Source organism: Corynebacterium sp. KPL2895 (genome assembly GCF_040225815.1).
Classification (GTDB): domain Bacteria; phylum Actinomycetota; class Actinomycetes; order Mycobacteriales; family Mycobacteriaceae; genus Corynebacterium; species Corynebacterium rhinophilum.
Genome location: NZ_JBEHFY010000006.1, coordinates 71,624 through 96,943, shown reverse-complemented (window position 1 = coordinate 96,943; position 25,320 = coordinate 71,624). Strand labels below are relative to the sequence as shown.

The 25,320-nt window shown below is 58.9% G+C and carries 21 protein-coding genes and 1 pseudogene; 6 read left to right on the top strand and 16 right to left on the bottom strand.

The annotated features are described in order from the left end of the window. The first annotated feature begins 65 nt into the window (after window positions 1-65). From prpD to ABRP95_RS04140, 4 genes are all read left to right on the top strand, one after another. Window positions 66-1,577 (top strand): 2-methylcitrate dehydratase PrpD, encoded by a 1,512-nt coding sequence (prpD, locus tag ABRP95_RS04155; protein ID WP_284781851.1) that lies wholly within the window; start codon window positions 66-68, stop codon window positions 1,575-1,577. Continuing rightward, window positions 1,577-2,509: a methylisocitrate lyase gene (gene prpB, locus ABRP95_RS04150; RefSeq protein ID WP_284770104.1), complete on the top strand. Its 933-nt coding sequence runs from the start codon at window positions 1,577-1,579 to the stop codon at window positions 2,507-2,509. Before prpD ends, prpB begins: the two co-directional genes overlap by 1 nt. A gap of 13 nt (window positions 2,510-2,522) precedes the next feature. Continuing rightward, the gene (locus ABRP95_RS04145; RefSeq protein ID WP_284796211.1) at window positions 2,523-3,683 is read left to right on the top strand and encodes a bifunctional 2-methylcitrate synthase/citrate synthase; all 1,161 of its coding nucleotides are present in this window, start codon (window positions 2,523-2,525) and stop codon (window positions 3,681-3,683) included. A gap of 545 nt (window positions 3,684-4,228) precedes the next feature. After that, complete coding sequence (locus ABRP95_RS04140; protein WP_284781849.1) at window positions 4,229-7,660, top strand: pyruvate carboxylase; 3,432 nt, start codon at window positions 4,229-4,231, stop codon at window positions 7,658-7,660. 253 nt (window positions 7,661-7,913) lie between these two features. On the opposite strand, the pseudogene ABRP95_RS12075 reads toward ABRP95_RS04140, so the two are convergent. The 6 genes and pseudogenes from ABRP95_RS12075 to ABRP95_RS04110 form a co-directional block, all read right to left on the bottom strand. Next, window positions 7,914-8,534 (bottom strand): annotated as a pseudogene (locus ABRP95_RS12075) (DUF1648 domain-containing protein); the annotation flags it as partial. 520 nt (window positions 8,535-9,054) lie between these two features. Next, window positions 9,055-9,267, bottom strand: coding sequence for a GntR family transcriptional regulator (locus ABRP95_RS04130; RefSeq protein ID WP_284781846.1), 213 nt, complete (start codon window positions 9,265-9,267; stop codon window positions 9,055-9,057). A gap of 205 nt (window positions 9,268-9,472) precedes the next feature. Further along, the gene (locus ABRP95_RS04125; protein WP_284781845.1) at window positions 9,473-10,495 is read right to left on the bottom strand and encodes an ABC transporter permease; all 1,023 of its coding nucleotides are present in this window, start codon (window positions 10,493-10,495) and stop codon (window positions 9,473-9,475) included. After that, on the bottom strand, window positions 10,492-11,073 hold the full coding sequence (locus tag ABRP95_RS04120; RefSeq protein WP_284781844.1) for an ABC transporter ATP-binding protein: 582 nt from the start codon (window positions 11,071-11,073) through the stop codon (window positions 10,492-10,494). The genes ABRP95_RS04125 and ABRP95_RS04120 overlap by 4 nt, the downstream gene beginning before the upstream one ends. A 595-nt stretch (window positions 11,074-11,668) precedes the next feature. Next, the gene (locus ABRP95_RS04115) at window positions 11,669-12,889 is read right to left on the bottom strand and encodes a NupC/NupG family nucleoside CNT transporter (protein ID WP_284781843.1); all 1,221 of its coding nucleotides are present in this window, start codon (window positions 12,887-12,889) and stop codon (window positions 11,669-11,671) included. Window positions 12,890-12,922: 33 nt separating this feature from the next. After that, window positions 12,923-13,324, bottom strand: coding sequence for a cytidine deaminase (locus tag ABRP95_RS04110; RefSeq protein ID WP_284770095.1), 402 nt, complete (start codon window positions 13,322-13,324; stop codon window positions 12,923-12,925). Between the two features lie 242 nt (window positions 13,325-13,566). Between ABRP95_RS04110 and ABRP95_RS04105 the strand changes: the two genes are divergently transcribed. Continuing rightward, window positions 13,567-14,853 (top strand): thymidine phosphorylase, encoded by a 1,287-nt coding sequence (locus ABRP95_RS04105; RefSeq protein WP_284770094.1) that lies wholly within the window; start codon window positions 13,567-13,569, stop codon window positions 14,851-14,853. Here ABRP95_RS04105 and ABRP95_RS04100 read toward each other — a convergent pair. From ABRP95_RS04100 to ABRP95_RS04075, 6 genes are all read right to left on the bottom strand, one after another. Then, window positions 14,850-15,974, bottom strand: coding sequence for a DUF1648 domain-containing protein (locus ABRP95_RS04100; protein WP_284852089.1), 1,125 nt, complete (start codon window positions 15,972-15,974; stop codon window positions 14,850-14,852). The genes ABRP95_RS04105 and ABRP95_RS04100 overlap by 4 nt on opposite strands. Beyond that, entirely contained in the window at window positions 15,971-16,339 is a 369-nt protein-coding gene (locus ABRP95_RS04095) for a GntR family transcriptional regulator (protein ID WP_284770092.1), read from the bottom strand. The genes ABRP95_RS04100 and ABRP95_RS04095 overlap by 4 nt, the downstream gene beginning before the upstream one ends. A gap of 87 nt (window positions 16,340-16,426) precedes the next feature. Continuing rightward, window positions 16,427-17,932, bottom strand: a complete 1,506-nt coding sequence (locus ABRP95_RS04090) for an ATP-binding cassette domain-containing protein (RefSeq protein WP_284770091.1) — start codon at window positions 17,930-17,932, stop codon at window positions 16,427-16,429. Between the two features lie 158 nt (window positions 17,933-18,090). Then, window positions 18,091-18,549, bottom strand: coding sequence for a hypothetical protein (locus tag ABRP95_RS04085; protein ID WP_284770090.1), 459 nt, complete (start codon window positions 18,547-18,549; stop codon window positions 18,091-18,093). 22 nt (window positions 18,550-18,571) lie between these two features. Then, entirely contained in the window at window positions 18,572-20,332 is a 1,761-nt protein-coding gene (locus tag ABRP95_RS04080) for an acetyl-CoA carboxylase biotin carboxylase subunit (RefSeq protein WP_284770089.1), read from the bottom strand. Window positions 20,333-20,482: 150 nt separating this feature from the next. Next, entirely contained in the window at window positions 20,483-21,346 is an 864-nt protein-coding gene (locus ABRP95_RS04075) for a sulfurtransferase (protein ID WP_284770088.1), read from the bottom strand. 334 nt (window positions 21,347-21,680) lie between these two features. Between ABRP95_RS04075 and ABRP95_RS04070 the strand changes: the two genes are divergently transcribed. Continuing rightward, a complete protein-coding gene (locus tag ABRP95_RS04070; protein WP_005281597.1) occupies window positions 21,681-22,400 on the top strand; it encodes a DUF4282 domain-containing protein in 720 nt (239 codons plus the stop codon). An 89-nt stretch (window positions 22,401-22,489) separates the two neighbouring features. On the opposite strand, the gene ABRP95_RS04065 is transcribed toward ABRP95_RS04070, so the two are convergent. The 4 genes from ABRP95_RS04065 to ABRP95_RS04050 are packed head-to-tail and all read right to left on the bottom strand — an operon-like array spanning window position 22,490 to window position 25,200. Further along, entirely contained in the window at window positions 22,490-22,906 is a 417-nt protein-coding gene (locus tag ABRP95_RS04065; protein ID WP_284770086.1) for a DUF3151 domain-containing protein, read from the bottom strand. 30 nt (window positions 22,907-22,936) lie between these two features. Then, complete coding sequence (locus ABRP95_RS04060) at window positions 22,937-23,524, bottom strand: Maf family protein (RefSeq protein ID WP_284770085.1); 588 nt, start codon at window positions 23,522-23,524, stop codon at window positions 22,937-22,939. Beyond that, window positions 23,524-23,733, bottom strand: a complete 210-nt coding sequence (locus tag ABRP95_RS04055) for an acyl-CoA carboxylase subunit epsilon (protein ID WP_284628984.1) — start codon at window positions 23,731-23,733, stop codon at window positions 23,524-23,526. The genes ABRP95_RS04060 and ABRP95_RS04055 overlap by 1 nt, the downstream gene beginning before the upstream one ends. A 6-nt stretch (window positions 23,734-23,739) precedes the next feature. Continuing rightward, the gene (locus tag ABRP95_RS04050) at window positions 23,740-25,200 is read right to left on the bottom strand and encodes an acyl-CoA carboxylase subunit beta (protein WP_284770084.1); all 1,461 of its coding nucleotides are present in this window, start codon (window positions 25,198-25,200) and stop codon (window positions 23,740-23,742) included. Window positions 25,201-25,320: the final 120 nt, after the last annotated feature.

The window sequence follows — 25,320 nt, the reverse complement described above, 5'->3', positions numbered from 1 at the left end:
CGTGCACCACATGCAAGCATTTACTGTGATGTGCAACGCATTCTTGATGAAGGAGGACGCAACTAGTGAAAAACCATGAGGTACGCACTCATAAATCCGCCGAGGACTTCCCGTACGAGGAGCACCTGGCGTACAAGGTGGCCGAGGTGGCCGCGGACCCCGTAGAAGTCCCGGAAGAAACCACCGAGATGATCATCAACCGCATCATCGACAACGCCGCCGTAGCTATGGCCTCCGTTGCCCGTGGCCCCGTCACGTCTGCGCGAGTGATGGCAGAAGCCCACCCCGTGGACAAGGGCGGTTCCACCATTTTCGGCATCGATGGCACGTATTCCGCGGAGTGGGCCGCACTGGCCAATGGCACCGCGGTCCGCGAGTTGGACTATCACGACACCTTCCTCGCCGCCGAATATTCCCACCCCGGAGACAATATTCCGCCGCTTCTTGCCGCAGCGCAGCACAAGGGGCTGAGCGGCCGCGATCTTATCCGCGGCATCGCGACCGGCTACGAAATCCAGGTCAACCTGGTCAAAGGCATATGCCTGCACGAGCACAAGATCGACCACGTGGCGCACTTGGGGCCATCGGTAGCCGCAGGGCTTGGCACGATGTTGGGCCTGGATAAGGTCACGATTTACCAGGCAGTCGGCCAGGCGCTGCACACCACCACGGCAACCCGTCAGTCCCGCAAGGGCCTGATTTCCTCGTGGAAGGCCTACGCTCCAGCCTTCGCGGGCAAGATGGCCATCGAGGCCGTTGACCGCACCATGCGCGGCGAAGGCGCCCCGGCACCTATCTGGGAGGGCGAGGACGGGTTCATCGCCTGGATGCTGCATTCGCCAGAGCGCACCTACACCGTGCCCCTGCCAGAAAACGGTGAGGCCAAGACCGCCATCCTGGATACCTACACCAAGGAACACTCCGCGGAATACCAGGCGCAGGCTCCCATCGACATGGCCTTTGCGCTGAAAAAGACGCTGGAGGATAAGGGACTGAAGACGGCGGATATCGAGTCCATCGTGCTGCACACCTCCCACCACACCCACTACGTCATCGGTACCGGAGCGAACGATCCGCAAAAGATGGATCCATCCGCCTCCCGCGAAACGCTGGACCACTCTGTGATGTACATCTTCGCGGTCGCGCTAGAGGATGGCGTTTGGGACCACGAAACCTCCTATTCCCCTGAGCGCTCCAACCGCCCGGAGACCATCGAGCTGTGGCAGAAGATCTCCACCGTCGAGGATCCCGAGTGGACGCGCCGCTATCACTCCAACGACCTTGAGGAAAAGGCTTTCGGCGGCAAGGCCGTTATCACCTTCAAGGACGGCACCGTCATCGAGGATGAGCGCGCCGTGGCGGACGCCCACCCGCTGGGCGCCCGCCCCTTCGCCCGCGAGCAGTACATCGCCAAGTTCAAAAAGCTTGCCGATGGCGTCGTCGACGAGGCCGAGCAAGAGCGCTTCCTCACCGCCGTGCAAGACCTAGAAAACCTCACCGATCTAACCGAACTCAACGTGCGGGTCAGCGATGAGCACCTCGCCACCGCGCCCGAGAAACCGGAGGGAATCTTCTAATGGCTGGACTATTTGGTTCTACAATCAGCAACGCAGAAAAGCGCGCGAATTTCCGTAAATCCATCGAATCCGGATCGATCACCACGCTGCCGGGCGCGTTTAACCCGCTGACCGCCCGGCTTATCCAGGACATCGGCGGCTTCGACGGCGTCTACGTATCCGGCGCGGTGTTGGCCAATGATTTGGGGTTGCCCGATATTGGCCTGACCACCTTGACCGAGGTGGCCCAGCGCGCCGGGCAGATTGCGCGCGCTACGGACTTGCCCGTGCTTGTCGATGCCGATACCGGCTTCGGCGAACCCATGTCCGCCGCCCGCACCGTCGCCGCGCTCGAGGATGCCGGGCTGGCCGGCTGCCACCTAGAAGACCAGGTCAACCCGAAGCGTTGCGGGCACCTCGACGGCAAGGAAGTGGTGGACAAGGAGGTTATGGTCCGCCGCATCAGCGCAGCCGTCAACGAGCGTCGCGATCCTAATTTCATCATCTGCGCCCGTACCGATGCCGCCGGTGTCAATGGCATCGATGACGCCATCGACCGCGCCAAGGCCTATGCCGAAGCCGGCGCGGACCTCATCTTCACCGAGGCGCTGTATTCCCCCGCGGACTTTGAAAAGTTCCGCGCCGCCGTGGATACACCGCTTTTGGCGAATATGACGGAGTTTGGAAAAACCGAGCTGCAATCAGCGAAAACCCTCGACGGTTTGGGATACAACGCTGTGATCTGGCCAGTCTCCAGCTTCCGCGTGGCCATGGGCGCTACCGAAGAATTCCTGCGCGACTTGCAGGAAACCGGCATCCAGACTGAGTGGCTAGAGCGCATGCAGCACCGCTCCCGCCTGTATGAGCTGGTCCGCTACCAGGAATACAACGAGTTCGACCAGTCCGTATTCACCTATTCCAAAGACAACTATCAACCCACTTTTGAAAGCTAAGGAGCCAGTGACCATGTCCGATAAGAAAAACGAAACCCCAGAAATCCGCAAAGGCCTCTACGGCGTCGTCGTTGATGAAACTGCCGTTTCCAAGGTCGTTCCTGAGACCAACTCCTTGACCTACCGCGGCTACCCGGTCCAAGAACTGGCCCGCTACTGCTCCTTCGAAGAGGTTGCGTACCTCTTGTGGAATGGCAAGCTGCCGGGCCAAGAATCCCTCATCCGTTTCTCCGCGCGTGAAAAGGCATTGCGTCACCTGGACCGCCATCTCATTGACCTCATCATGTCCATGCCACAAAGCTGCCACCCCATGGACGTGCTGCGCACGGCGATTTCCTTCATCGGGGCCCAGGACGCGGAGGAATACACCAGGGACTCCGAGCACGTCCGCCGTACCGCGCTCGAACTCATGGCGAAGATCCCCACCATCATCGCGCTCGACATCCGTCGCCGCCGCGGTGAAGGCTACATCGAGCCTTCCCGTAAGAAGGGCTTTGCCGAAAACTTCCTGTGGATGGTCTTCGGCGATGAAGAAGGCTCCCCAGCGGTAAATCGCGCCGATATCGAGGCCTTTGATAAGTCCCTCATCCTTTACGCCGAGCACTCCTTCAATGCCTCCACCTTCTCGGCACGCGTGGTTACCTCCACGATGTCTGATACCTACTCCGCCATCGTTGCCGCCATCGGCGCGCTCAAGGGACCGCTGCACGGCGGCGCCAACGAGGCCGTCATGAAGAACTTCCTCGAGGTAGACGATCCTGCCAAGGCAGAGGAGTGGACCAAGAACAAGCTGGCTAATAAGGACCTGGTCATGGGCTTTGGTCACCGCGTGTACAAGAATGGCGACTCCCGCGTTCCCACCATGGAGGCCGCCTTCAAGGAGCTTGCCGAGCAGCACGACCAGACCAAGTGGATCGAGATGTACGACATCATGGCCAAGACCATGGAGGAAAACACCTCGATCAAGATCAAGCCGAACCTGGACTTCCCGGCCGGCCCTGCTTACCACATCCTCGGGTTCGATATTCAGTTCTTCACCCCGATCTTCGTCATGGCCCGCATCACCGGCTGGACCGCACACATCGTGGAGCAAAACGAAAACAACTCGCTGATTCGCCCGCTGTCCGCCTACGTCGGCGAAGACCAGCGCTCCGTTCCGCCGAAGTCCTTCTAAACACTTGGCTTCCCGCGCGGTTCGTCCCGCGGCGGACCGTGTAACCCGGGTAAGTGGAACGTAGATGCTCCCCACGCTTGCGTGGGGAGCATTTGTGCATCCCTCCTGCGGTATATCCGCATACATCTGCGTCAAATGTGCATCCTCCTACGGTATAACTGAGCAAACCGCGCCCTTAGATGTCGCATTTTCGCCTCAGATATTGCATAGGAGGATGCACATGTAGCGGCTGCGGCAGCAGATATGGCTGCAGCTGCGGCATCGGTTTCGCCTACGACTCCGGTACCGACTACGGCTGCGACTGCGACACCGACTGCGAAAAATTTGCCAGATGGAAATTTGCAGACTTTGCAGAATTGTTAGGACTGTTATTACTGGTTGGCTGGCAGAAATCGCCTAGGCGGGGTTTAAGTTGCAGGTGAGTGTAGAAAACTCCGTTTTAAAAAAGGGATGATAAAAACTATTCTGATCTCTAAACTGAGAGACGGATCACCCCAGTGGGGACGTTGCAACGCAGCGTCTTCCAAGTTGAAAGGAACACCCAAGTGGCCAATTCCGCCCTTCCATCGTTCGACAAGATTTTGGTAGCCAACCGCGGTGAAATCGCCGTGCGTGCCTTCCGCGCTGCCTTTGAAACGGGGGCGAAGACCGTCGCCGTCTATCCTCGTGAAGATCGCAACTCCTTCCACCGCGCCTTTGCGGATGAGGCAGTGCGCATTGGTGACGAGGGACAGCCCGTCAAGGCATACCTCGATATCGAGGAAATCATCCGCGCTGCCAAGAAGTCTGAGGCGGATGCTATCTATCCGGGTTACGGCTTCTTGTCCGAGCGCGCCGATTTGGCCCGCGCCTGCGAGGACAATGGCATTAAGTTCATTGGTCCTACCCCGGGCACGCTGGATCTCACCGGTGATAAATCCGCTGCGGTTAACGCCGCGAAGGAAGCAGGGCTGCCGACGCTGCAGGACTCGGAGCCGACCACGGACATCGATAAGCTGGTGGCAGACGCCGGTGACTTCAGCTTCCCAGTCTTTGTCAAGGCCGTCTCTGGCGGTGGCGGGCGCGGTATGCGCTACGTGGAATCGGAATCTGAGCTGCGCGAACGGGCGGCAGAAGCCTCACGCGAGGCCGAGGCGGCGTTTGGCGATGGCAGCGTGTACCTCGAGACCGCGGTGATTAATCCGCAACACATTGAGGTGCAGGTGCTCGCGGACTCTCAGGGCAATGTCATCCACCTTTTTGAGCGCGATTGCTCCGTGCAGCGCCGCCACCAGAAGGTCGTGGAAATCGCTCCGGCGCCATCGCTGGATCCGGAGCTGCGCGATCGCATCTGCCAGGATGCCGTGAACTTCTGCGAGCACATCAACTATGAGGGTGCCGGCACGGTGGAGTTCCTCGTAGACGAGCGCGGCAACCACGTCTTCATTGAGATGAACCCCCGCGTGCAGGTGGAGCACACGGTGACTGAGGAGGTTACCGGTGTGGACATCGTCAAGGCGCAGATGAATATCGCCGCCGGGGCTTCCTTGGAAGACATCAACCTGTCGCAAGAAAATATCACCATTACCGGCTCTGCATTGCAGTGCCGCATTACTACCGAAGACCCGAATAACGGCTTCCGCCCAGATACGGGTACGTTGACCGCGTACCGCTCGCCGGGCGGCGCTGGTGTGCGCCTGGATGGTGCGACCTCCGTGGGCGCTGAGGTATCGCCCAACTTCGACTCCCTGTTGGTGAAGATGACCTGCCGCGGCACCACCTTCGAGCAGGCTGTGCACCGCGCTCGCCGCGCGCTGAACGAGTTCCACGTCTCCGGCGTGGCCACCAATATTGGCTTCCTGCGCGCATTGCTCAATGAGTCCGACTTCGTCAACACCCGCGTCGATACCGGATTCATTACCGAGCACCCAGATCTGCTCAAGGCCCCACCGGCGGTAGATGAGTCCGGACGTATCCTGGACTACATCGCGGATATCACCGTGAATAAGCCCAATGGTGATAGGCCCACCGCGTTGCGCCCGTTTGATAAGCTGCCGAAGTTCAATGCGGAAGAGCCGCTCCCGCGCGGTTCCCGCGATGACCTCTTGGAGCTGGGGCCGCAGAAGTACGCGGAAAAGATTCGCGCTCAAGAGCCTTTGATGGTCACGGATACGACGTTCCGCGATGCCCACCAGTCCCTGCTTGCTACCCGTGTGCGCAGCACCGCCTTGGTGTCTGCGGCAGAGGCCGTGGCGCGCCTGACCCCAGACCTCTTCTCGGTGGAGGCGTGGGGCGGTGCTACCTACGATGTGGCCATGCGCTTCCTCCACGAGGATCCCTGGGTGCGCCTGGATCTGCTGCGCGAGGCCATGCCGAACCAGAACATCCAGATGCTCCTGCGCGGGCGCAATACCGTGGGTTATACCCCGTACCCGGATTCGGTCTGCCGCTCCTTCGTGCAGGAAGCAGCCAAGTCTGGTGTGGATGTCTTCCGCATTTTCGATGCACTTAACGATGTCTCCCAGATGCGCCCCGCCATCGACGCCGTGCTCGAGACGAATACCACCGTGGCCGAGGTGGCCATGGCGTATTCCGGTGACCTTTCTTCGCCGAAGGAAGACCTCTACACCTTGGATTACTACTTGAAGCTCGCCGAGCAGATCGTAGAATCCGGCGCGCACATCCTGGCCGTTAAGGACATGGCGGGACTGTTGCGCCCAGAGGCCGCGCACACCCTGGTCACGGCGCTGCGCAAGGAATTCGACCTGCCGGTCCACGTCCACACGCACGATACCGCCGGTGGACAGATCGCTACCTACTTCGCGGCGGCGCGCGCCGGTGCCGATATTGTCGATGGCGCCTCGGCGCCGCTGGCTGGCACCACGTCGCAGCCTTCGCTTTCCGCGCTCATCGCCGCGTTCGCCAACTCCAAGCGCGATACTGGAATCGACCTGCAAGCGGTCTCGGACTTGGAGCCGTACTGGGAGGCCGTGCGCCAGCTGTACGCCCCGTTTGAAAACGGCATTCCTGGCCCGACCGGCCGCGTGTACAAGCACGAGATTCCGGGTGGTCAGCTGTCGAACCTGCGCGCGCAGGCTGTGGCTTTGGGCCTCGCGGATCGCTTCGAGATCATCGAGGATAACTACGCCGCCGTCAACGAGATGCTGGGTCGCCCCACCAAGGTCACCCCGTCCTCCAAGGTGGTGGGTGACTTGGCGCTCCACCTCGTGGGCACCGGCGTTTCTCCGGAAGACTTCGCAGCCAACCCGACGAAGTACGATATCCCGGATTCCGTGGATCAATTCCTCCGCGGCCAGCTGGGTACCCCTCCGGGTGGCTGGCCGGAACTGCGCGATAAGGTTCTCGATGGCCGCGCCGAAACCGGTGCGCAGATTACCGATGTCCCAGCAGAAGAGCAGCCGCACTTGGAATCGGACAACTCGGATGAGCGTCGTGCGAGCCTGAACCGCCTGCTTTTCCCCAAGCAGTTCGAGGAATTCAACGAGTTCCGCCGCAAGTACGGCAATACCGAGGCGCTGACGGATACGACCTTCTTCTACGGCCTGACCGAAGGCGAAGAAAAGGTGGTGCACTTCTTCCCAGAAGATTCCACCGATCGCTCCGACCTTAAGCAGATCGTGGTGCGCCTCGATGCTGTGGGTGAGCCGGATGAGAAGGGGATGCGCAATGTCGTGCTCAACGTCAACGGCCAAATCCGCCCGATGAAGGTGCGCGATGAAAACGCCGAGTCCACCGTGGCTACGGTGGAGAAGGCGGACCCGTCCAACGACGGCCACGTAGCGGCCCCGTTCGCCGGTGTGGTCAACCCCACGGCAGAGCCAGGCGACGAGGTCAAGGCCGGCGACCAAATCGCGGTCATCGAGGCCATGAAGATGGAAGCCTCCATTTCCGCCACCAAGGATGGTGTGGTGGACCGCGTGGCCATTGGCCAGGCCACCAAGGTGGAAGGCGGCGACCTCATTGCCGTAATCAACTAGTCTGCACACTCAAGCGCCCCGCTTCCCTCGATTTATCTCGAGGCAGCGGGGCGCTTTGGTGTCTAGCTGTGCTAAAAATCAACGATTTCGTCCATCCAAATGACCGCAACCGTCGACGAAATCCTTGCTCTAGATGGACGAAATCGTTGATTCGCGAGGATGGCGGAGGCTCGCCTTAACCAAGGATGACGGGCAATGCTAACGAGCCGACCAAGATGAGTACCACGAGGCCGAAAAAGACTTTGGCCTGCCACCGGGCATAATTAAATGACATTCCCGTACCGAAGCGCTTATCTACCAGTACCGCCGGATCATCCGGGTTGTAATATATTACTCCCCATTTATAGAGGTGGTCATTGTCCGGTGATTCTGTGTCTTCATCAGCGAAGTGAATACCGCGCAATTGTTCGGATAACCGGGATTGCTTGTAGAGAAGAAATACAACTAAACCGATGCTGCCACCAATGGTGAGAATCAGCATTGTGGTGATCGCGGCGCCGTTGAAGCGTTGATAATGCGGGATAGGGCCGGTTACCTGCATCAGCGCCATCCCGGCGCTGATGAGCAGGGTGAGGACTCCCATGCCGGTGTTCGTCAGGGCGAGGTTTGCTTCGTTACGCAGCCGCGCTTTAATGCTGCGCTCAGAGCGTGGGGACACCTCACTATGCGCGATAAAAGAGCAGATAATGGCAAATAGGCCCAGCAATGCTAAAGCGACGAATGAGGAGAAAAATACGCTCCCAATTGATTTGTCGCTCCAATTGTCGGCCTCCATGGATTCATTCCAGTGCACGGGAACGGGGTCCGGAATGGCGGACCAGTGGGAAGCGACGATGATGGCACCGGCCGCGATGCACAGCAGGGAAGAGAGCATGGTTACCCACGGAAAGGTCGGGGTAGGGATGCCGCGAAATTCGGGCGCATCAATGGCTGTGGTGGAAACACGGGCAGCGATGCTGGTTTCAACCTCGTCGAACCAGCCGCCCGCCTTTTTAGCCGCGATGATACGGCGGCGTTGGGACGCATAAGCCCACATGCCACCGAGCGCCACCACGAGGGAAGGTAGTGCGGCTAATAACGGCAGTTTCCAGGCAAAGAGGGACATGGCCGTTGCCACGATGCCGCAGCTCCACGTGCGTATCTTGAATCCGGCGAGGGCGGAGGTAACCGCAGGATCAGAAAGATAAGCCTTGGGCACGCGCACTCCGAGCGGTGTGCCAGGTGAGGCCAGGGAGGGGGCTGTGGCCATGATCCAGGTGATAACCAGGGTGGTGGCGGCCATTATGAGTGTGAAAATCATGGTGATACTTCCAGGTCATTAAGGGTGGAGCTGAGTCGAGCGTGGAGCTCATCTGGGCTAAAGCCTTGGGCGCGGGCGAGTGCGACTATGCGGCTTAATTGCTCTTCCAGTTGTTTTTCTTGCGCGGTGGTGCGAGCACCAGGCCTGACGATGGAGCCGGAGCGTCCGGCGGTTTTACAAGGTCCTCGGAAACCAAGAGGTCGTATGCCTTCTTCACGGTGGCAGGGTTAATGCCTATATCCTTGGCAACGCGGCGGACGGGATCTAGCTTGTCGCCATCGGAAAGCTGTCCGCGAGCGATAGCCAAAACGATTTCATCGTGAATCTGTTGAAAACGGGGACGTCAGATTCGGGGTGAAGGGTAATGAACATCTGTCACCTCCAATCTTTTTCTGTATTACTTGCTGTAACACAAGCTGTATTATTTTATGTGGTACAGAAAAGAGGGCAAAAAGAATCCCAGGTACCTGCGACTTAATGCAGTGACGTACCTGGGTTGCGGGGCAGGGAGACTAGAGAAAAAGGGCCCCAGCGATGGCAGCAATACCGTAGCTCCCGCGCATGAAGTAACCGAAGACCTCGGGAGAGAAGGAGGCGCCGAAGCCGCCGGTATCGATGATATTCATGGTGGTAACGCGTGCGGGACGGGAGCGCTTAAAAGCGGTGTAACTAAGCCCCAAACAACATGCTGCGAGCGTGAACAGGGACAGCTTCCACACGGTGGCGATGAAGGCGGTGCCGACAACGGCAGCACCTGCGGTGGCAGCCAGTGGCAGTCCCCAGTCGGGCCACGCACCATCGACGATGCGGCCGAAGGAGGCGGCGCGGCCAGTAGCGGCGCCGACAATGGTCCAAGCGGCAGCAAATCCAATAAGAGCAAGGCCGCCGAGCTGAGGTGCTAGCGCTAGGGTCAGTCCCATGACGGCGACCGCACCGAGGGGGATGTACCACCGGCGAAACAGGCGCCGAGCAAAGAGGAGACTGAGCGAAGCCGTGGCATGTGAGCGCGGGCGCAGGCGAGCGGATTGGGAGGCGATAGCATCGGCAGAAACCTCAGAATCCAGTAGCCCAAAGGAGGACGAGCCGATGGCACGGGTACGGCCCGCGCGGAGGAGCGAGGCGAGTTCGAAGGATCGCCAGCCGATGGCAAACCGCAGCAGGGGGAGGGTTATCGCCGCATAGAGTGGAAGATGCAGCGATGCACACAGGGCAAGACCTAGGAGGCTCACGCCGGCGAGCTGGGCAATAGACAGCTTATCGACGCCTCCCATGCGCCCCCGCGGCCTATCCGCATAGACCCAACGCCCGAGCGAAAGGCTGCGCAGCGGATAGAGCGCCTCGAGGAGGACGATGAGGGCGAGCGAGCCGAGCCCGGCACCAATGGTCGCGGTTGCGGGCAGAGCAGCGGCCGTGCGCTGTGCTAGCGAGGGCAGAAGCGCTGCAGCATTGTGCCAGGCGTAGACGCTGACGCTCGCGATAAGTGCCGCGATGAAGGCGTAATAGATGGCTGAGGAAGCTGTGGAGAGAAGTTTCATGAAATCTTCACTACTTCGTCGCAGGCAGCGAAGATGGCCGGAGAATGGGAAGCGAGCACCACACAGCGGCCATTGGCTGCCAGGTGGCGTAGCTCCTCGGCCAAGAAGGCGGTCCAGGTGTGGTCGAGGTGGCGCTCGGGTTCGTCGATAAGCAAGGCTTTGGCCGGCTGATAAAGCTGGGCTGCGAGGTAGACCCGCTGGCGCTGGCCAGAAGAAAGGCTGCTGACAGTGGAGTTCCGGATGGCGTCGTCGATGGCCCAGAGCTCATGGACCTCGGCAAAGTTTACGCCGGAGCGGCGGGATAGCAAGCTAAAGTGCTCACCCACGGTGAGATCGGGGAGGAAGACTGGGTCCCCGACGGAGATGACGGAACCGGCCGCCGCAGCGCTACCGGGCGCGGCACCGTCGATGAAAACGGTGCCATTTAGTGGGGCAATCTCGCCGCTCAACGTCTGCAGCAGCGTAGATTTACCCGCACCATTCGGGCCTTTTAGGCCGTATACGCGACCGGCATTAAAGCTGCGATTGAGGTGCCCCAAGGCGGCGGAATGTCCGTAGTCTGCATCTATTGTCAACATCGTTGCCAGGTTAGCAGACAGGTGGCTGGCCCTAGGGGGCGGTAGCTTTGATGCGATTCAATTGTTTCAGGAAGTAATCTTGGATTAAAACCTTGGGTATGATTGTGCGTTCCTGTTCTATTGATGGGCTTGGCTCCTTGTGCCTGGCATGTAAGTCACAAGAGCCTGTCTAGAGGTTTTAGGGTGCCGTAATCTCTCATGGCGAATCGGATCACAGGTTTCTCTTTCTCGTCGAGCCCAGTATTTGATTCGGGATAGATTGCCACACACAAACCATTAGACACTCCCACTGCCGAGGTTCTTTTAGGCCGGTGGGGCAAAATGAGCGCGAACGCCGAGGATCCTCCGATGGGCTAAGCTAGCCCGATCTTCGCGCTGAGAATGCTCGTCTGCGCCGTGAGCTGACACAAACTCCGTACGGTTCAAGGTGTATAAAGCTAGAGGACGCAACCAATTAATTGTGTCGCTGCATACCTAGTTCGCGGAAACGTCTAAAAGCAACCGCGTTTGGCCATTTTCGGCCCTGATTTTTGTGGAAACGCGGTTGCTTTTGGGAAATTTTGGCGTGATTAGTTATCGAATCTGGCCGGGCGGGTTAGAGAACCATTGGTGCAACGATGACGCCGACGATGGCGGCATTGAGCATATTGGTAAGGAAGCCACCGAAGAGTGCGCGCGGGCCAAGTTTTGCTACTTCACCGCGGCGCTCAGGGATGAGGCCACCGATGGAGCCAATCTGGATGCCGATGGACGACAGGTTGGCGAAGCCAGCGAGGGCGAAGGAGGAGATCAAGACGGCCTTATCGCTGAGCTCATCGACGCTTTCACCGAATGCGGTGTAGCCAACGAACTCGTTGAGGATGGTCTTTTGGCCGATGAAGTTACCCACCTCGAGGGCCTCGTTCCAAGGCGTACCGATAAGCCAGGCCACTGGGGCGAAGATGATGCCGAAGAGGCCTTCCAGCGACCAGTTATCTTGACCGAAGAGGGAACCAATGCCGCCGAGGATGGCAGAGAGCATCACGATCGAGGCGATGAAGGCGATGAGCAAGCAGGCAACCGAGATGGCGATCTTACCGCCGGCCATGGCACCGCTACTGATGGCGTCAATGATGTTTTTAGATTCGGTATCGCGGACGTCTTTAACGGTGGCGTCGAGGTTCGTCTCTTCCGTCTCTGGCATAAGGCCCTTGGCGACGAGCAGGGAGCCCGGCGCATTCATGAGCGATGCGGCGAGCAAGTATTCCAGGGGCGCGCCCAAGAGCGAATAGCCGATCAACGTGGATCCGGCCACGGAGGCAAAGCCGCCGACCATACAGGTATAAAGCTCGGATCGGGTGAGCTTGGGAAGGTAGGGTTTAATCACCAGTGGGGCCTCGGATTGCCCGAGGAAGATCACGGTGGTGGCCCAGACGGATTCCACCTTGGAGGTGCCCATGAGCCACTTGATGGCGGAGCCGACGTATTCCACGAAGTACTGGATAACCCGGAGGTAGTACAGGGCGGCGATGATGGCACCCAAGAAGATGATCACGGGCAGTACATTGAGGGCAAAGACGAAGTCGTCACCGAAGAGTCCACCGAAGACGAATTGGGTGCCCTCGTTGGTAAATTCCGTGAGCTTTGTCAGCCCATTGGCGATGCCCTTGAGGGCTTTGAATCCAGGATCCCACGCGAGGACTAAGAAACAGAAGACCACCTGCAGGACAAGGCCCACACCAATGGTGCGCCACTTGATATTTTTACGCGAGCTCGACAGGACGTAGATCACTGCAAGAATGGCAATGATGCCGAGCAATCCTTGTAAGCGTTCCATATTTTCTGACCGTTCTTTGAAGGGACTTTTTAGTTAGAGTGACTCTGGGCCAAAGGAATGGGGGAGGATCTCGGCAAAGTCATGGCTACGGGGCTTTCCATCTACGGAAACGATGACGCGCTCGCAGTTAAACTCCCGCAGGACCTGGCGGCAGGCGCCACAAGGGTAGCAAGGTGCAGACTTTAAGCCGATAATAGCGACGGCTTTAATCTGCGGAATGCTGGGCAAGTGGCCATCGGTAGCCGTCACGTCGGCGGTGGTGACCACGTGGGCGGCGGCATTGCGCTCGGCGCAAATGCCTAGCGGGCTGGAGGCGTTTTCGACATTGGAGCCGGTGACAATGCGGCCATCGGCAAGCAGCAAAGCCGCACCGACTGGGAAAGAGGAATAAGGCGCCCAGGCGTGGTGGGCTGCTTCTTCTGCGAGGCTGAGCAATTCGGCATCGGTAGGGGGGCGAATCCGGGGTGGCGTTCATTGCGGTATGGACTTTCTTTCTACGGGGGAAGAGAGATTGGGTTAATCCTCTATTAGAACAAAAAGAAAAACACTCATTGACATCTGTTCTATAGGGAATGATAATTGGACGTGGTGGAGTGTACAACCACTATATATAGTGTGGTAAATCACATCATGTGCTTGTATGTTTCGGTGTCCAAATCATTACAGGAGGAGTCGTCATGGCTGAGAAATTCGATGCGGTAGATGTTATTCGTACCAAGCGCGACAAGGGGGTATTTAGCCCGGAGGAAATCGATTGGGTCATCGATGCCTATACGCGCGGGGTCGTGGGCGATGAGCAGATGACCGCACTCAACATGGCGATTTTCCTCAACGGCATGAACCGCGAGGAAATCTCGCAGTGGACTAAGGCGATGATTGCCTCCGGTGAGACGATGAGCTTTGAGTCCTTGTCCAAGAAGACCGCGGACAAGCACTCCACCGGTGGCGTTGGCGATAAGATCACGCTGCCGCTCGCGCCTCTCGTTGCCGCCTTTGGCGTGGCGGTCCCGCAGCTTTCTGGCCGCGGCTTGGGCCACACCGGTGGCACCCTGGACAAGCTGGAAGCCATCCCGGGCTGGCAGGCGGATATTTCCAATGAGCGATTGATGGAAATCCTGGAGGATCCGGGCTGCATCATCTGCGCGGCAGGCTCTGGACTAGCGCCCGCGGACAAGAAGATCTATGCCCTGCGCGATATCACCTCCACCGTTGAGGCCATTCCGCTTATTGCTTCCTCCATCATGTCGAAGAAGATCGCGGAAGGTACCTCGTCGCTGGTCCTCGATGTCAAAGTGGGCTCCGGCGCCTTTATGAAGGATGAGACCTTGGCCCGCGAGCTGGCGCAGACCATGGTGGACTTGGGCAATGATGCCGGCACCGCCACCACTGCACTGTTAACGGATATGTCCACCCCTTTGGGCCGCAAGGTGGGCAACGCGCTCGAAGTTGAAGAATCCGTCGAGGTCCTAGCCGGCGGCGGGCCAAGCGATGTCGTCGAGCTGACCCTGGCACTTGCGCGCGAGATGCTGGAAGCAGCTGGCGTGCACGATGCCGACGTGGAAAAGGCGCTCAAGGATGGCCGCGCTATGGACAAGTGGAAGCAAATGATTAAGGCACAGGGCGGCGACCCAGACGCCAAGCTTCCTGTGGCGACGCATACCCACGATGTCATTGTTGAATCCGATGGCTACCTGACCGAACTCGATGCCCTGTCCGTCGGTGTAAGCTCCTGGCGCTTGGGCGCGGGCCGCGCGCGGAAGGAAGACCCAGTACAGGCGACCGCGGGCATCGAATTGCACGCAGTCAAGGGTGAGAAGGTATCTAAGGGTCAAAAGCTTTTCACCCTGCACACGGAGACTCCGGAGCGCTTCGAGCGTTCCCTCGAGACTTTGCAGCAGAGCTTTAAGATTACGGACGCCCCGCTGGATAAGGAGCGCCAGATCATCCTGGACCGCATTGGTTAAATCAGAATTAACGGAAGCGCAATCGACCCGATGATGATGATCGCCATGACGGCGAGGAAGACCTTCGCCTGCCACGTGGCGTAGTTGAAGGACACTCCGACGCCTAGGCGCTTGTCCACCAGCACCGCTGGGTCATCGGGATTGTAGTACAGGATCCCCCACTTATAATGCTCGTCATTATCGGGGGATTCTTTGTCGCTATCCGGAAATTTCACCCCGCGCAGCTGTTCCTCGAGCTGCGATTGGGCGCGCAGGATCATCGCCACGATGGCTATGGTGCCGCTAATGGTCATCACCACCATGGTGATAAAGGAGAGCCCAGCCAGGTCCTGGTAGCCGGGTACTGGGCTGGTGATCTGTATAAACGACAGCCCGAGAGACATGAGAAGCAGCAGGGTGCCCATCGCTTCGTTGGAGGCTGCAAGGTTTGCTTGATTCCGTAGCCGCGCCTTGATGGAGCGCTCCGAGCGTGGCTGAACCGCGGTGCGTTGGATAAGCCAGCAGATGCCGGCGAAAAGCAGCCATACTCCCAGCGCGATGAACGTGATGAAAAAGACGCTGCCGATGGATTTATCGCTCCAGCTATCGGGCTCCATAGAGTCATCCCAGTGTACTGGGACGGGATCGGGGATATCGGACCAGTGGGCAGCGACGATGAGCGCGCCGGCGATGATGACCAACAAGGAACCTAGCATGGTGAGCCAGGGAAAAGATGGGGTTGGTACATCAATATCCTGCACAGCGTCGGCGTCTCGCCCCGCTACTCGGGCACTGACCGCGGTTTCTACCCCGTCGAACCAGCCACCGTCCTTCTTAGCCGCGATGATGTGGCGGCGCTGCGAGAGATAGGCCCACGTGCTGCCGATAATGACCAACAGGGAAGACAAGGCCGCCACCCATGAATGGTTAACGTAGAAAAGCGAGATAACCGTCGCGGCGATGCCCACAATCCACGTCCGGGTTTTGAAACCGGAAATTGCGTCGACCACAACCGGATCAGAAAGGTGGCTTTGGGGAACGCGAACGCCGAGCGGGGCACCTTGTGCCGCCAGCGCCGGGATTGTGGTCATTATCCACGTTATGGCCAGCGTAGTGGCGGCCATGAGGATGGTGAGAATCATGATAGCTCCTTCAGTGTGGAGTCGAGATAGCCGTGGAGCTCATCGGTGGAAAAGCCCTGGGCGCGGGCAAGCGCCGCCACGCGGTGAAGGCGTTGCCGTACCTGCTGTTCTTGCGCCGCGGTGTGCGCGCCGAGTCGAACGATTGACCCCGACCGGCCCGCAGTTTCGACGAGGCCATCAGCCACGAGCAGGTCATAGGCGTGTTTCACGGTGGCTGGGTTGATGCCAATATCCGCGGCGACATGGCGCACGGGATCGAGCTTTTCGCCAGCAAGCAGTTGCCCGCGGGCGATGGCCAACACGAGTTCATCGTGAATTTGCTGGAAGACCGGCACATCCGTGTCAGGGTTGAGAGTGATGAGCATGAGCTACCTCCTTCCACTATTTTTTGTACTACTAATAGTAGCACAATCTGTGTCAGTAAAAGTAATACAGAATGGAGGCTAAGATACCTAGATATGAACCTGCGAGGTTAAGTTGAGTTCCTTGCAGAAACCCTCATCGTGGCTGACCAACAAGTATGCGCCCTCGTAGGACTCAAGAATCTGCACGAGCCACTTTATGGTGGTGATATCCAAATTATTGGTGGGCTCATCAAGCAAGAGGAATTGAGGGCTGGGCTCGGCCAAAAGCACCCGGGCAAATTCCGCGCGGAAGCGTTCGCCGCCGGATAGCTGGCCGGTGCGGCGGTGCACTTGGTCATCGCGAAATAGTAGCTGTGCCAGTTGATCGCGGAGAAATTGTGGGTGAGCAGTGGGATTGGCCTCCGTGACCATCTCTAAAAGAGTGCGATCTTCTGGCAAGGTGATTTTCTGCCGCAAATATCCACAGTCCAAGCTGTACTCAACGTCACCGCGCACAACCTTATTAAGAAATGTGGTTTTCCCGCTGCCATTTGGTCCCATAAGGCGTACATGTTCAGGGCCGGTTAAGTCCACGATGCTGCTGGTGAGCACACGTGTGCCATTGGGCAACTGAGTGCCCGGGAGGTCGAGGTGGACGTGTTCGTCTGGGCGGATCTTATTTTGTGCAGCTTGATAGGCGTCAAATGCTTCCTTCACTGACCCTGATGCCTGAGCTGAGCGCTTAGCCGCGGTATTTTGGGAGCGATTCTTGTCGTTTCCCATTGCTAGCCCGGGTTTCCGGTTGTTGTGGGAAAAGGCTTTGCCGCGGCGCTTATCCCTGGAAATGCGCACCTGCATTGCCTCGCGCTCGCGCACTTGCTTGCGGTGTTCGGCTTTGGCCTCGCGAGTTTCTGCTTCAGCAACGCGCTGTTCGTTGTCTATCGCCTCCCGGTAAGCGTGATAATTTCCGGAAAATAATCTCAAATCTCCCGCGTAGAGCTCTGCAATGTACTCGACATGGGAGAGCAGGTCTAGGTCATGGGAGATGACGAGCATGGGCGTAGAAGAACTGGAAATAAGCTCGGTGACCTTGGACTTTCCTTCCGCGTCAAGGTTATTGGTTGGCTCATCGAGGATGACAAAGTCCGGGTGATCAAAAAACGCGGCGTTTAACGCGATGGTCACCGCTTCGCCCCCGGAAATCGTGCCGATGGTGCGATCTAGTGGGTAGGGGATGCCAGCATTATGAAGGCACGCATGAATCCTGTCTTCGATATCCCAGTCGGTGCCAATAATCTTCAGCAGCTCCTCGGAGTAATTTCCCGCTTCTAGTGCGTGGAGCGCGGCAATCGTTTCCGCTGCGCCAAAAACGTCGGCGATGGTTAAAGAGTCATGTAGACCAAGATCTTGGTCTAGGTACGTGACTTCTGGTGCCGAGAATGTGCCCGAGGATGGTGCGATCTGGTGGGACAGGACCTTAGCAAGGGTTGATTTTCCGGATCCATTATCGCCAATCATCCCAGTAACCGAGTCAGGGATTGTTGCGGAAAGTTGAGAAAAGCAGGGCGTGCTGTCTGGCCAGGACAGGCTGAGTTGAGAAAGAGAAATCGGCATGAAGAATCCACCTTTAAAGAACGAGTGTGCAAGGGACGTCGTATTAGGCGGAAATCTTCATAGCTTTCAACAATAGCAGCTGTGGTGCAGAACACAAGAGCCCTAGCTAAAATTCATCTCTTGCAGGAACCGGAGGCCTGCAAGAGACAGACGCCAGATTAGAAGCGGCGGAAGAACTTACCCTGGGTGAGCTCCTCGAACCCCGGTAGTGGCGTGGCGGACGCGATGCCGGGGGCGGTTTGCTCGGCCGCGAGGTCTGTAGCGTTGGCAACGAGCAGGTCGTGGGCGCGGGAAGCCTCGTCGTCGGTGCCATTCGTGGCGACGATGAGCTCGGGGATGTCCTCGGGATCGAAGGGGGTGAGCCAGGTGGCATCGTCAAGCGGGTCAGCGCCCGAGTCCCCAAGGAAGGCTGGGCCCTTGGTGGCGGCGGGGTAGTAGCGCAGGAGCGCGGCCCCCACGGGCTCTACAGTTGGATCCTCATTGGCGGCAAGGGGCAAGGCGATGACGCCGCCATCAACGATGGGGGACCAGTCTGCGATATGGGAGGGGAAGAGGCCCGCAAGGTAGTCGCGGTCCTTTTCCTTGGCCAAGCGAACACCAAGAGAAGAATCAGTCATTCTACCAGGCTAGCTGGCGCGGCTACTTAATTTCCAGCAGCTGCGCGCCCTTGGTGGTGGACGAGCCGGCCTCGACCGCCAAGCCGGTCACGGTGCCGGACTTGTGGGCCTTGACGGGGTTTTCCATCTTCATTGCCTCAAGGACCAGGACGATATCGCCCTCTTCTACCTCTTGGCCCTCTTCTACGTTGACCTTGATGACTGTTCCCTGCATCGGTGCGGTCACGGCATCGCCGGACACTGCGGCCTTGGCGCCGGCACCCTTGCGCTTTTTCCGCTTGCGCGCGCCAGTAATGCCAAAGGTGGCGGGCAAGGCCACCTCGATGCGGCGGCCATCGATTTCCACGGTGTGAACCTGGGAGGCCTCGGGCGCGCCGGCTTCCGCATCGGTGGAATCATCGTGCGGCGGCAGCTGGTTATCCCAGGCCTCCTCAATCCACTTGGTGTAGACATCGAAGGAACCATTTTCCGCGGTAAAGGCGGGATCGGCGACGATGGCCCTGTCAAAGGGCAGCACGGTGGGCAGGCCCTCAACCTGGTATTCAGACAGGGCGCGGGCAGAGCGCCGCAGGGCGGTTTCGCGGTCCGGACCCCAGACAATGAGCTTGGCCAGCATGGAATCGAATTGCCCGCCGATGACGGAGCCCTCGATGACGCCCGAATCCACGCGCACTCCTGGGCCGGCCGGCTCGGAGTACTTGACGATGGTGCCAGGGGCAGGCATAAAACCGGCCGCGGCGTCTTCGCCGTTGATGCGGAACTCAAAGGCGTGCCCGCGCGGCGTTGGGTCCTCGCTTAGCGAAAGCTCTTCGCCCTGTGCAATCCGGAATTGCTCGCGCACGAGGTCCAGCCCGGTAGTTTCCTCAGAAACGGGGTGCTCTACCTGCAGGCGGGTATTGACCTCGAGGAAGGAAATCAGGCCATCGGCACCGACCAAATACTCCACGGTGCCGGCGCCACAGTAGTCAGCCTCACGGCAAATGCGCTTGGCGGATTCGTGGATGGAGGCGCGCTGCTCGTCGCTTAGGAAAGGCGCCGGTGCCTCCTCTACGAGCTTTTGGAAGCGGCGCTGCAGGGAGCAATCACGCGTGCCGACGACCACAACATTGCCGTGCTTATCCGCCAAGACCTGGGCCTCAACGTGGCGGGCCTTATCGAGGTAGCGTTCGACAAAGCACTCGCCGCGGCCAAAGGCAGTGGTGGCCTCGCGGGTAGCGGATTCAAAAAGCTCCGGAATCTCTTCAGTGGTGTGTGCCACCTTCATGCCGCGGCCGCCGCCACCAAATGCCGCCTTGATGGCTACGGGCAAGCCGTGCTCATCCGCGAAGGCTTTGACCTCGTCTGCGTTGGCTACCGGGTCCTTGGTGCCGGGGGCCATGGGGGCTTCGGCCCGCTCGGCGATGTGGCGGGCGGTGACCTTATCGCCCAACGCGCGGATGGATTGGGGAGGCGGTCCAATCCAGGTCAGTCCGGCATCGATAACCGCCTGGGCAAAATCGGCATTCTCGGACAAGAAACCATAGCCGGGGTGGATGGCATCCGCGCCGGATTTGTGGGCGGCATCCAGAATCTTGTCAAAGACAAGATAAGAATCCGCAGAGGTAGAACCGCCGAGGGCAAAAGCTTCATCTGCCAGCGTGACGAATGGTGCCTGCGCGTCCGGCTCGGCATAAACGGCGACTGAGGAGATCCCGGCATCGCGAGCAGCACGAATAACGCGTACGGCGATCTCACCTCGGTTCGCTACGAGAACCTTGGAGATCTTCTTGGTTTCTACTGCCACGGCAGTAACCTCCTGAATACACTTCGTTTACTACGGGATCTATTGTTGCACACCAAAATATTAATTCGTCCGTTTGGCAATAATTGTTACGTTTAAACAAAAATAAACCCACATCGTCACGATGTGGGTAATTAATGACCGGACGAAAATCTACTTTTCAATCGGCATATTGACCATGTTGCCCCACTCAGACCATGATCCATCGTAGACCTGCGCCTTTTTAAAGCCCAAAAGGTAGGTCAGCACGAACCACGTAAACGCGGCCTGCGCGCCCACGTGGGAATACAAAATGGTGGGGGTATCCGGCTCCAGCATGCCGTAGTTGACCTTGAGGTCATCAATGTTGCGGAAGCAAGAATTGGGGTAGGTTGCGCGGTCCCACTCCAAGTTGATCGCACCCGGAATGTGGCCGTGGCACATGGTCGTGCCATACGGCGAGTTTCCATTCGGGTCGAACTCCGTCGCCTCACCCGCGAATTCCTCCGGCGGGCGGGTATCAACCAGGGAACCAGTTGCCTCGCGGACATCGGAAACAAAGGCGCGCAGGACGGAATCGTCCCGGGTTACCTCGGGATAATCCGACTCCGGGAATTCCGGGACCATGAAGGAGGTATCGCGTTCTTCTGACATCCACGCATCGCGCCCGCCATCGAGAAGGCGAACATCCTTGTGTCCAAAGAGGGTAAATACCCACAGCGCATAGGCCGCCCACCAATTGGACTTATCGCCATACAAAACAACGGTATCGTCTTCGTGGATGCCCTTTTCCCGCATCAAGCGGGTAAATTCCTCGCCGCTGATAAAGTCGCGCGTCAGCGAGCTCAACAGCTCGGTGCGGAAATTAATCCGCGTGGCCGTGGGAATGTGCCCGATATCGTACAAAAGGGAGTCTTCATCGACCTCGATGACGCGCAGCCCTTTAACGCCCAGGCGCGCAGACAGCCACGGAGCGGAGACAAGCCGCTCTGGGTGCGCATATTGCTGGAATGGGGGATAGGGGTCTACTTCTGCCACTGCCCGCCTGCCTTTCTAATAAAACGGGATGATTCGCTCCCACCACTCTAACCCGATGAATGCCAAATTGATCACTTGGGAGGCCGTAGTGTGGTATTCCATACAATAAAACAGCCAAGTGGGGGCGGGAAAGCATTAAACATAATAGTGCTTTTACTTGGAGCCGCGATTCTACAAGTTTTCCCGCTGCATTACTTAAGGAGCGCACCCAGCAGCTCTCGAAGATTAATCGGGGCAGCGAATTTTAATCATGTTTACACCGCGCCACGCGCTGAAAAGGTCTATAGTCAGATCGTTCTGTTTCTCCCTAGACCTAGGAATATGGGCTGCGATTATGGCTGATCATAGCGACAACACCACTAACGACAACGAGGAATTCTCGAAGGGCTTCGTTGCCCGTGATTTCTCTGAGGGTCCGCGCAATGACACTACCGAGGATTTCGGTGCTTTTGCGGACAATGACGCGCGAGCTTTCGGTTCCCATGGCACCCCGCAGGCTGGCCAGGAACAAGGCTCGCAAAGCAGCCAAGAGCAGCACCCGCAATCGGGCCAGGAACAGGCGGCTTATCAGCACCCCGAGTACTCGCAGCAACCGGGTCCAGCGCAACCGGGGCCCGCGCAGCCGCCGCATTCCTATCCAGAACAGGGCAATTCTTGGCAGGGACAGCAGGCGTGGAACGCGCCGAATGGGCAGCAGCCAGGATTTACTGCGTATCCGAATAACAGCGGGCAGTTCCCGCCACAGGCTCCGCGCACGAAGACGCCAACCGATGGCTTCTTCTCCGGCCTCTTGGACTTCAGCTTCGATAAATTCATCACCGTAGGCTATGCTTCGGCGATTTATGTCATCGGCATGATCATCCTTGGCTGCACGTGGTTGTTGGGCCTACTTTTAGGATTCGTTTTCTTTGGTCCGTTCGGGATTATCACCGCCATCTTGGTTACGCTTATCTGCTTTGGCGAGCTCATTGGCTTGAGGCTCTTTTTAGAGTTCGCAGTCGCAAATATCCGGACGACGCAATATACCCGCGAAATCCTGCACCGGCTGAACTAGGCATAAGCTACAAGAAAAGCACATTCTCCTCTGGGATTGAACAGGGAGAATGTGCTTTTTATATTGGCCTAATAAGCCGCAGTGTGGGCTTAGTCGAGCAGCTGGGCAACGCTATCGGGGTCGGCATCGGAAAGCATCTGGCGGATGCGGTCGTACTCATCGTCCTCGCCGATGGCCTTGGCGGCGCGTCCGAGGGCGGCAATGGCGCGCAGGACACCCTGGTTGGGCTCGTGGGAGAAGGGGACTGGGCCCCATCCCTTCCAGCCGTTGCCGCGCAGGCGGTCCAAACTGCGGTGGTAGCCGGTGCGGGCGTAGGCATAAGCGGTGATGTACTCGTTGGGATCCGCACCCTCTAGCTTGTCGAGCTCCTGCTCCGCGAGCATGGCCCACAGCAATGGGGAATCCGGGTGGTCTACGATGCCGGTGGCAGGTGCGGCCGCGTCCTTGGTGCCGGGATCGGCGGGCAACTTTATAGGTTCTGGGGCAAGCATGTCTTTCATTTCCATAAGACACACTCTAGCGATGCTCGTGCGGGCCTACCAGAAATCAGAAACGTTAAGCCCAAAAGAGTAGAGCGCGCGGCGCACCACCGGCAGGGACAGCCCGATGACAGAAGAAGGATCGCCGTCGATGCTATCGATAAACCAGCCGCCCATGGCCTCCAAGGTAAACGCGCCTGCGCACTCCAAGGGCTCGCCGCTGCGGGCATAGGCTTCGATATCGGTGGCAGAAGCCTCCGCGAACCGGATGGTCGTGGTGGAGGTTTCCACGTGGCGCTGCGTGCCAAAAATCAGGCAATGGCCGGTAAGCAGTTGCGCGGTGCGGCCTGCCTGTTGGTGCCAGCGCTCGATGGTGGCGTCGATGGTGTGCGGTTTGCCCTGCAAGTGGTCATCCAATAGCAGCATGGAATCGCCGCCGATAACTGGCTCGTCGGGGTACTGGGTGGCTACCTTCTCGGCCTTGGCGGTGGCAAGCTTTGCCACGGTATCGGCAGGTGAGCGTCCCGCCAATTGGGCTTCCAAGGCGCGCTCGTCAATATCGGCGGGCTTGAGCACCGGTTCCACGCCGGCCCCGCGCAGGATGGAGGCTCGCGAGGGGGACTGTGAGGCCAAAATGAGGCGCATTAGTAATACCGCACGGTGTGGAAGGCGGAAGGATTAAAGACGCGCTGCGCGCCGTAGTGGTCGAAACGCTCACCGGGCCTGCCCCAGTGGTTGCGATCCCCAAAGGCGCCGGAATGGTCCTTTTGCATCTGCTTGAGCACCGTCGATAGCGCGGCGCGCTCTTCTTCCGTGGGGTTTCCCTTCAGGACTTTGATTTCGGGTTCAGACATCTTTTCCTAAACAGTTCCGTGCTTCTTTGGTACTTGTGCCACGACCTTGCGCTCTAGCAGGCGCAGGCCTTCAACCAGGTAGTGGCGGGTGGCGGAAGGCTCGATGACATTATCGGCCAGGCCGCGCTCGGCGGCGGCGTAGGGGTGCAAGAAGAGCTCGTCCATTTCTTCCTGCTTGTCCGCATCGCCGTAGATGGCCAGCGCGGTTTGGGCTGCTTCGGCGACGGCGATTTCTGCGGTCGGCCAGGCATAGACCAAATCCGCGCCCAGATCCTTAGAGCCCATAAACGCGTAAGCCGGGCCAATGGCCTTGCGGGTTACCACCGTAAGCTTGCCGACGCTCGCTTCCGCCTGCGCATACGCAAACCCCGCCGCCCGACGCAGAAGACCGGCCCTTTCTTCCTCCGGCGTGGAAACGAAACCGGGCGAGTCCACGAACTCGATGATCGGCGTATTGAAGGCATCGCACAGGCGCACAAAACGCGCCGCTTTTTCCACCGCGGCTGAATCCAGCGCGCCATTGAGGGACAGCGGTTGGTTGGCAACGATGCCCACAGCGCGGCCATCCACGAAGGCAAAGCCCGTGATGATATTGGGCGCGGCCTCTGCCGAAAGCTCAAAGAAGGAGCCCTTATCGACGACCGCGTTGACCACCTCGCGCATGTCATAGGCATCCGCTGCTGAATCCGGGATGACGGAATCCAGATTAAACTCGGCGACCTCGCGCGTATCGATGCGCGTTGCCTCGGCGCGGTTATTAGCCGGCAGGTAAGCCAGTACGTCGCGGACCAAGGCGAGGGCTGCTTGCTCGCTTGGGGCGCTGAGCTGCGCGGTGCCCGATTGCGCGTGGACTGCGGCACCGCCAAAGGTGTCCGGTTCCGCTTGGGCCACGTCGCTGGCTGCCTGGTGCAGGCTGGTGCCGTGGGTGACAATGAGGACATCGGCAAGCGTGGGCGCAAATGCCGCAATGCCGCTGGTATCCCCGGCCACCACGGAGATCTGCGGGATAAGACCGGAGGCCTCGGTCGCGCGGGCGAGGATGCGGGCGTAGCCAGCCAGCGTGACGATGCCCTCTTGTACGCGCGGGCCGGTGGAATCATAGATGCCGACGATGGGCACGCCGGTTTTCAGCGCAAGGTCATAGACCTTGGTGAGCTTTTCCGCATAAACCTCACCCATCGTGCCGTCAAAGACGGTGGCATCCTGGCTGAAGATGCACACGCGACGCCCATCAATCGTGCCGTAACCGGTCACGATGCCATCGGTGTACGGGCGATCGTGCTCGCGGCCAAAGTCGGTGGAGCGGTGGCGGGCTAGTGCATCGGTTTCTACAAAGGAACCCTCATCGAGCAGCTGATTCACGCGAGTGCGGGCGGCTGGCTCGCCTTCCCCCAACGGCGCGCGGGACTCGGCGAGCTTGTTGTCCAGGTCCTCAATCTTGCCAGCGGTGGTCTTCAGGTCAGTCATAGGCGCTGAGTTTACTAGTGGAAGGCCAAAGATGCGGAAATCGTGCGGTTTGGGCATCGTCACAGTGTCGGTGGCGGCGCGCTATCGGTGCGGCATTAGCGCGACCGGAGTATCTGCCAG

Bases quoted from the DNA above. Each gene is read 5' to 3' on its own strand.
- prpB (WP_284770104.1), top strand. From the start codon at position 1,577: ATGGCTGGACTATTTGGTTCTACAATCAGCAACGCAGAAAAGCGCGCG.
- ABRP95_RS04145 (WP_284796211.1), top strand. From the start codon at position 2,523: ATGTCCGATAAGAAAAACGAAACCCCAGAAATCCGCAAAGGCCTCTAC.
- ABRP95_RS04125 (WP_284781845.1), bottom strand. From the start codon at position 10,495: ATGAAACTTCTCTCCACAGCTTCCTCAGCCATCTATTACGCCTTCATC.
- ABRP95_RS04120 (WP_284781844.1), bottom strand. From the start codon at position 11,073: ATGTTGACAATAGATGCAGACTACGGACATTCCGCCGCCTTGGGGCAC.
- ABRP95_RS04115 (WP_284781843.1), bottom strand. From the start codon at position 12,889: ATGGAACGCTTACAAGGATTGCTCGGCATCATTGCCATTCTTGCAGTG.
- ABRP95_RS04105 (WP_284770094.1), top strand. From the start codon at position 13,567: ATGGCTGAGAAATTCGATGCGGTAGATGTTATTCGTACCAAGCGCGAC.
- ABRP95_RS04100 (WP_284852089.1), bottom strand. From the start codon at position 15,974: ATGATTCTCACCATCCTCATGGCCGCCACTACGCTGGCCATAACGTGG.
- ABRP95_RS04095 (WP_284770092.1), bottom strand. From the start codon at position 16,339: ATGCTCATCACTCTCAACCCTGACACGGATGTGCCGGTCTTCCAGCAA.
- ABRP95_RS04090 (WP_284770091.1), bottom strand. From the start codon at position 17,932: ATGCCGATTTCTCTTTCTCAACTCAGCCTGTCCTGGCCAGACAGCACG.
- ABRP95_RS04085 (WP_284770090.1), bottom strand. From the start codon at position 18,549: ATGACTGATTCTTCTCTTGGTGTTCGCTTGGCCAAGGAAAAGGACCGC.
- ABRP95_RS04070 (WP_005281597.1), top strand. From the start codon at position 21,681: ATGGCTGATCATAGCGACAACACCACTAACGACAACGAGGAATTCTCG.
- ABRP95_RS04065 (WP_284770086.1), bottom strand. From the start codon at position 22,906: ATGGAAATGAAAGACATGCTTGCCCCAGAACCTATAAAGTTGCCCGCC.
- ABRP95_RS04060 (WP_284770085.1), bottom strand. From the start codon at position 23,524: ATGCGCCTCATTTTGGCCTCACAGTCCCCCTCGCGAGCCTCCATCCTG.
- ABRP95_RS04055 (WP_284628984.1), bottom strand. From the start codon at position 23,733: ATGTCTGAACCCGAAATCAAAGTCCTGAAGGGAAACCCCACGGAAGAA.
- ABRP95_RS04050 (WP_284770084.1), bottom strand. From the start codon at position 25,200: ATGACTGACCTGAAGACCACCGCTGGCAAGATTGAGGACCTGGACAAC.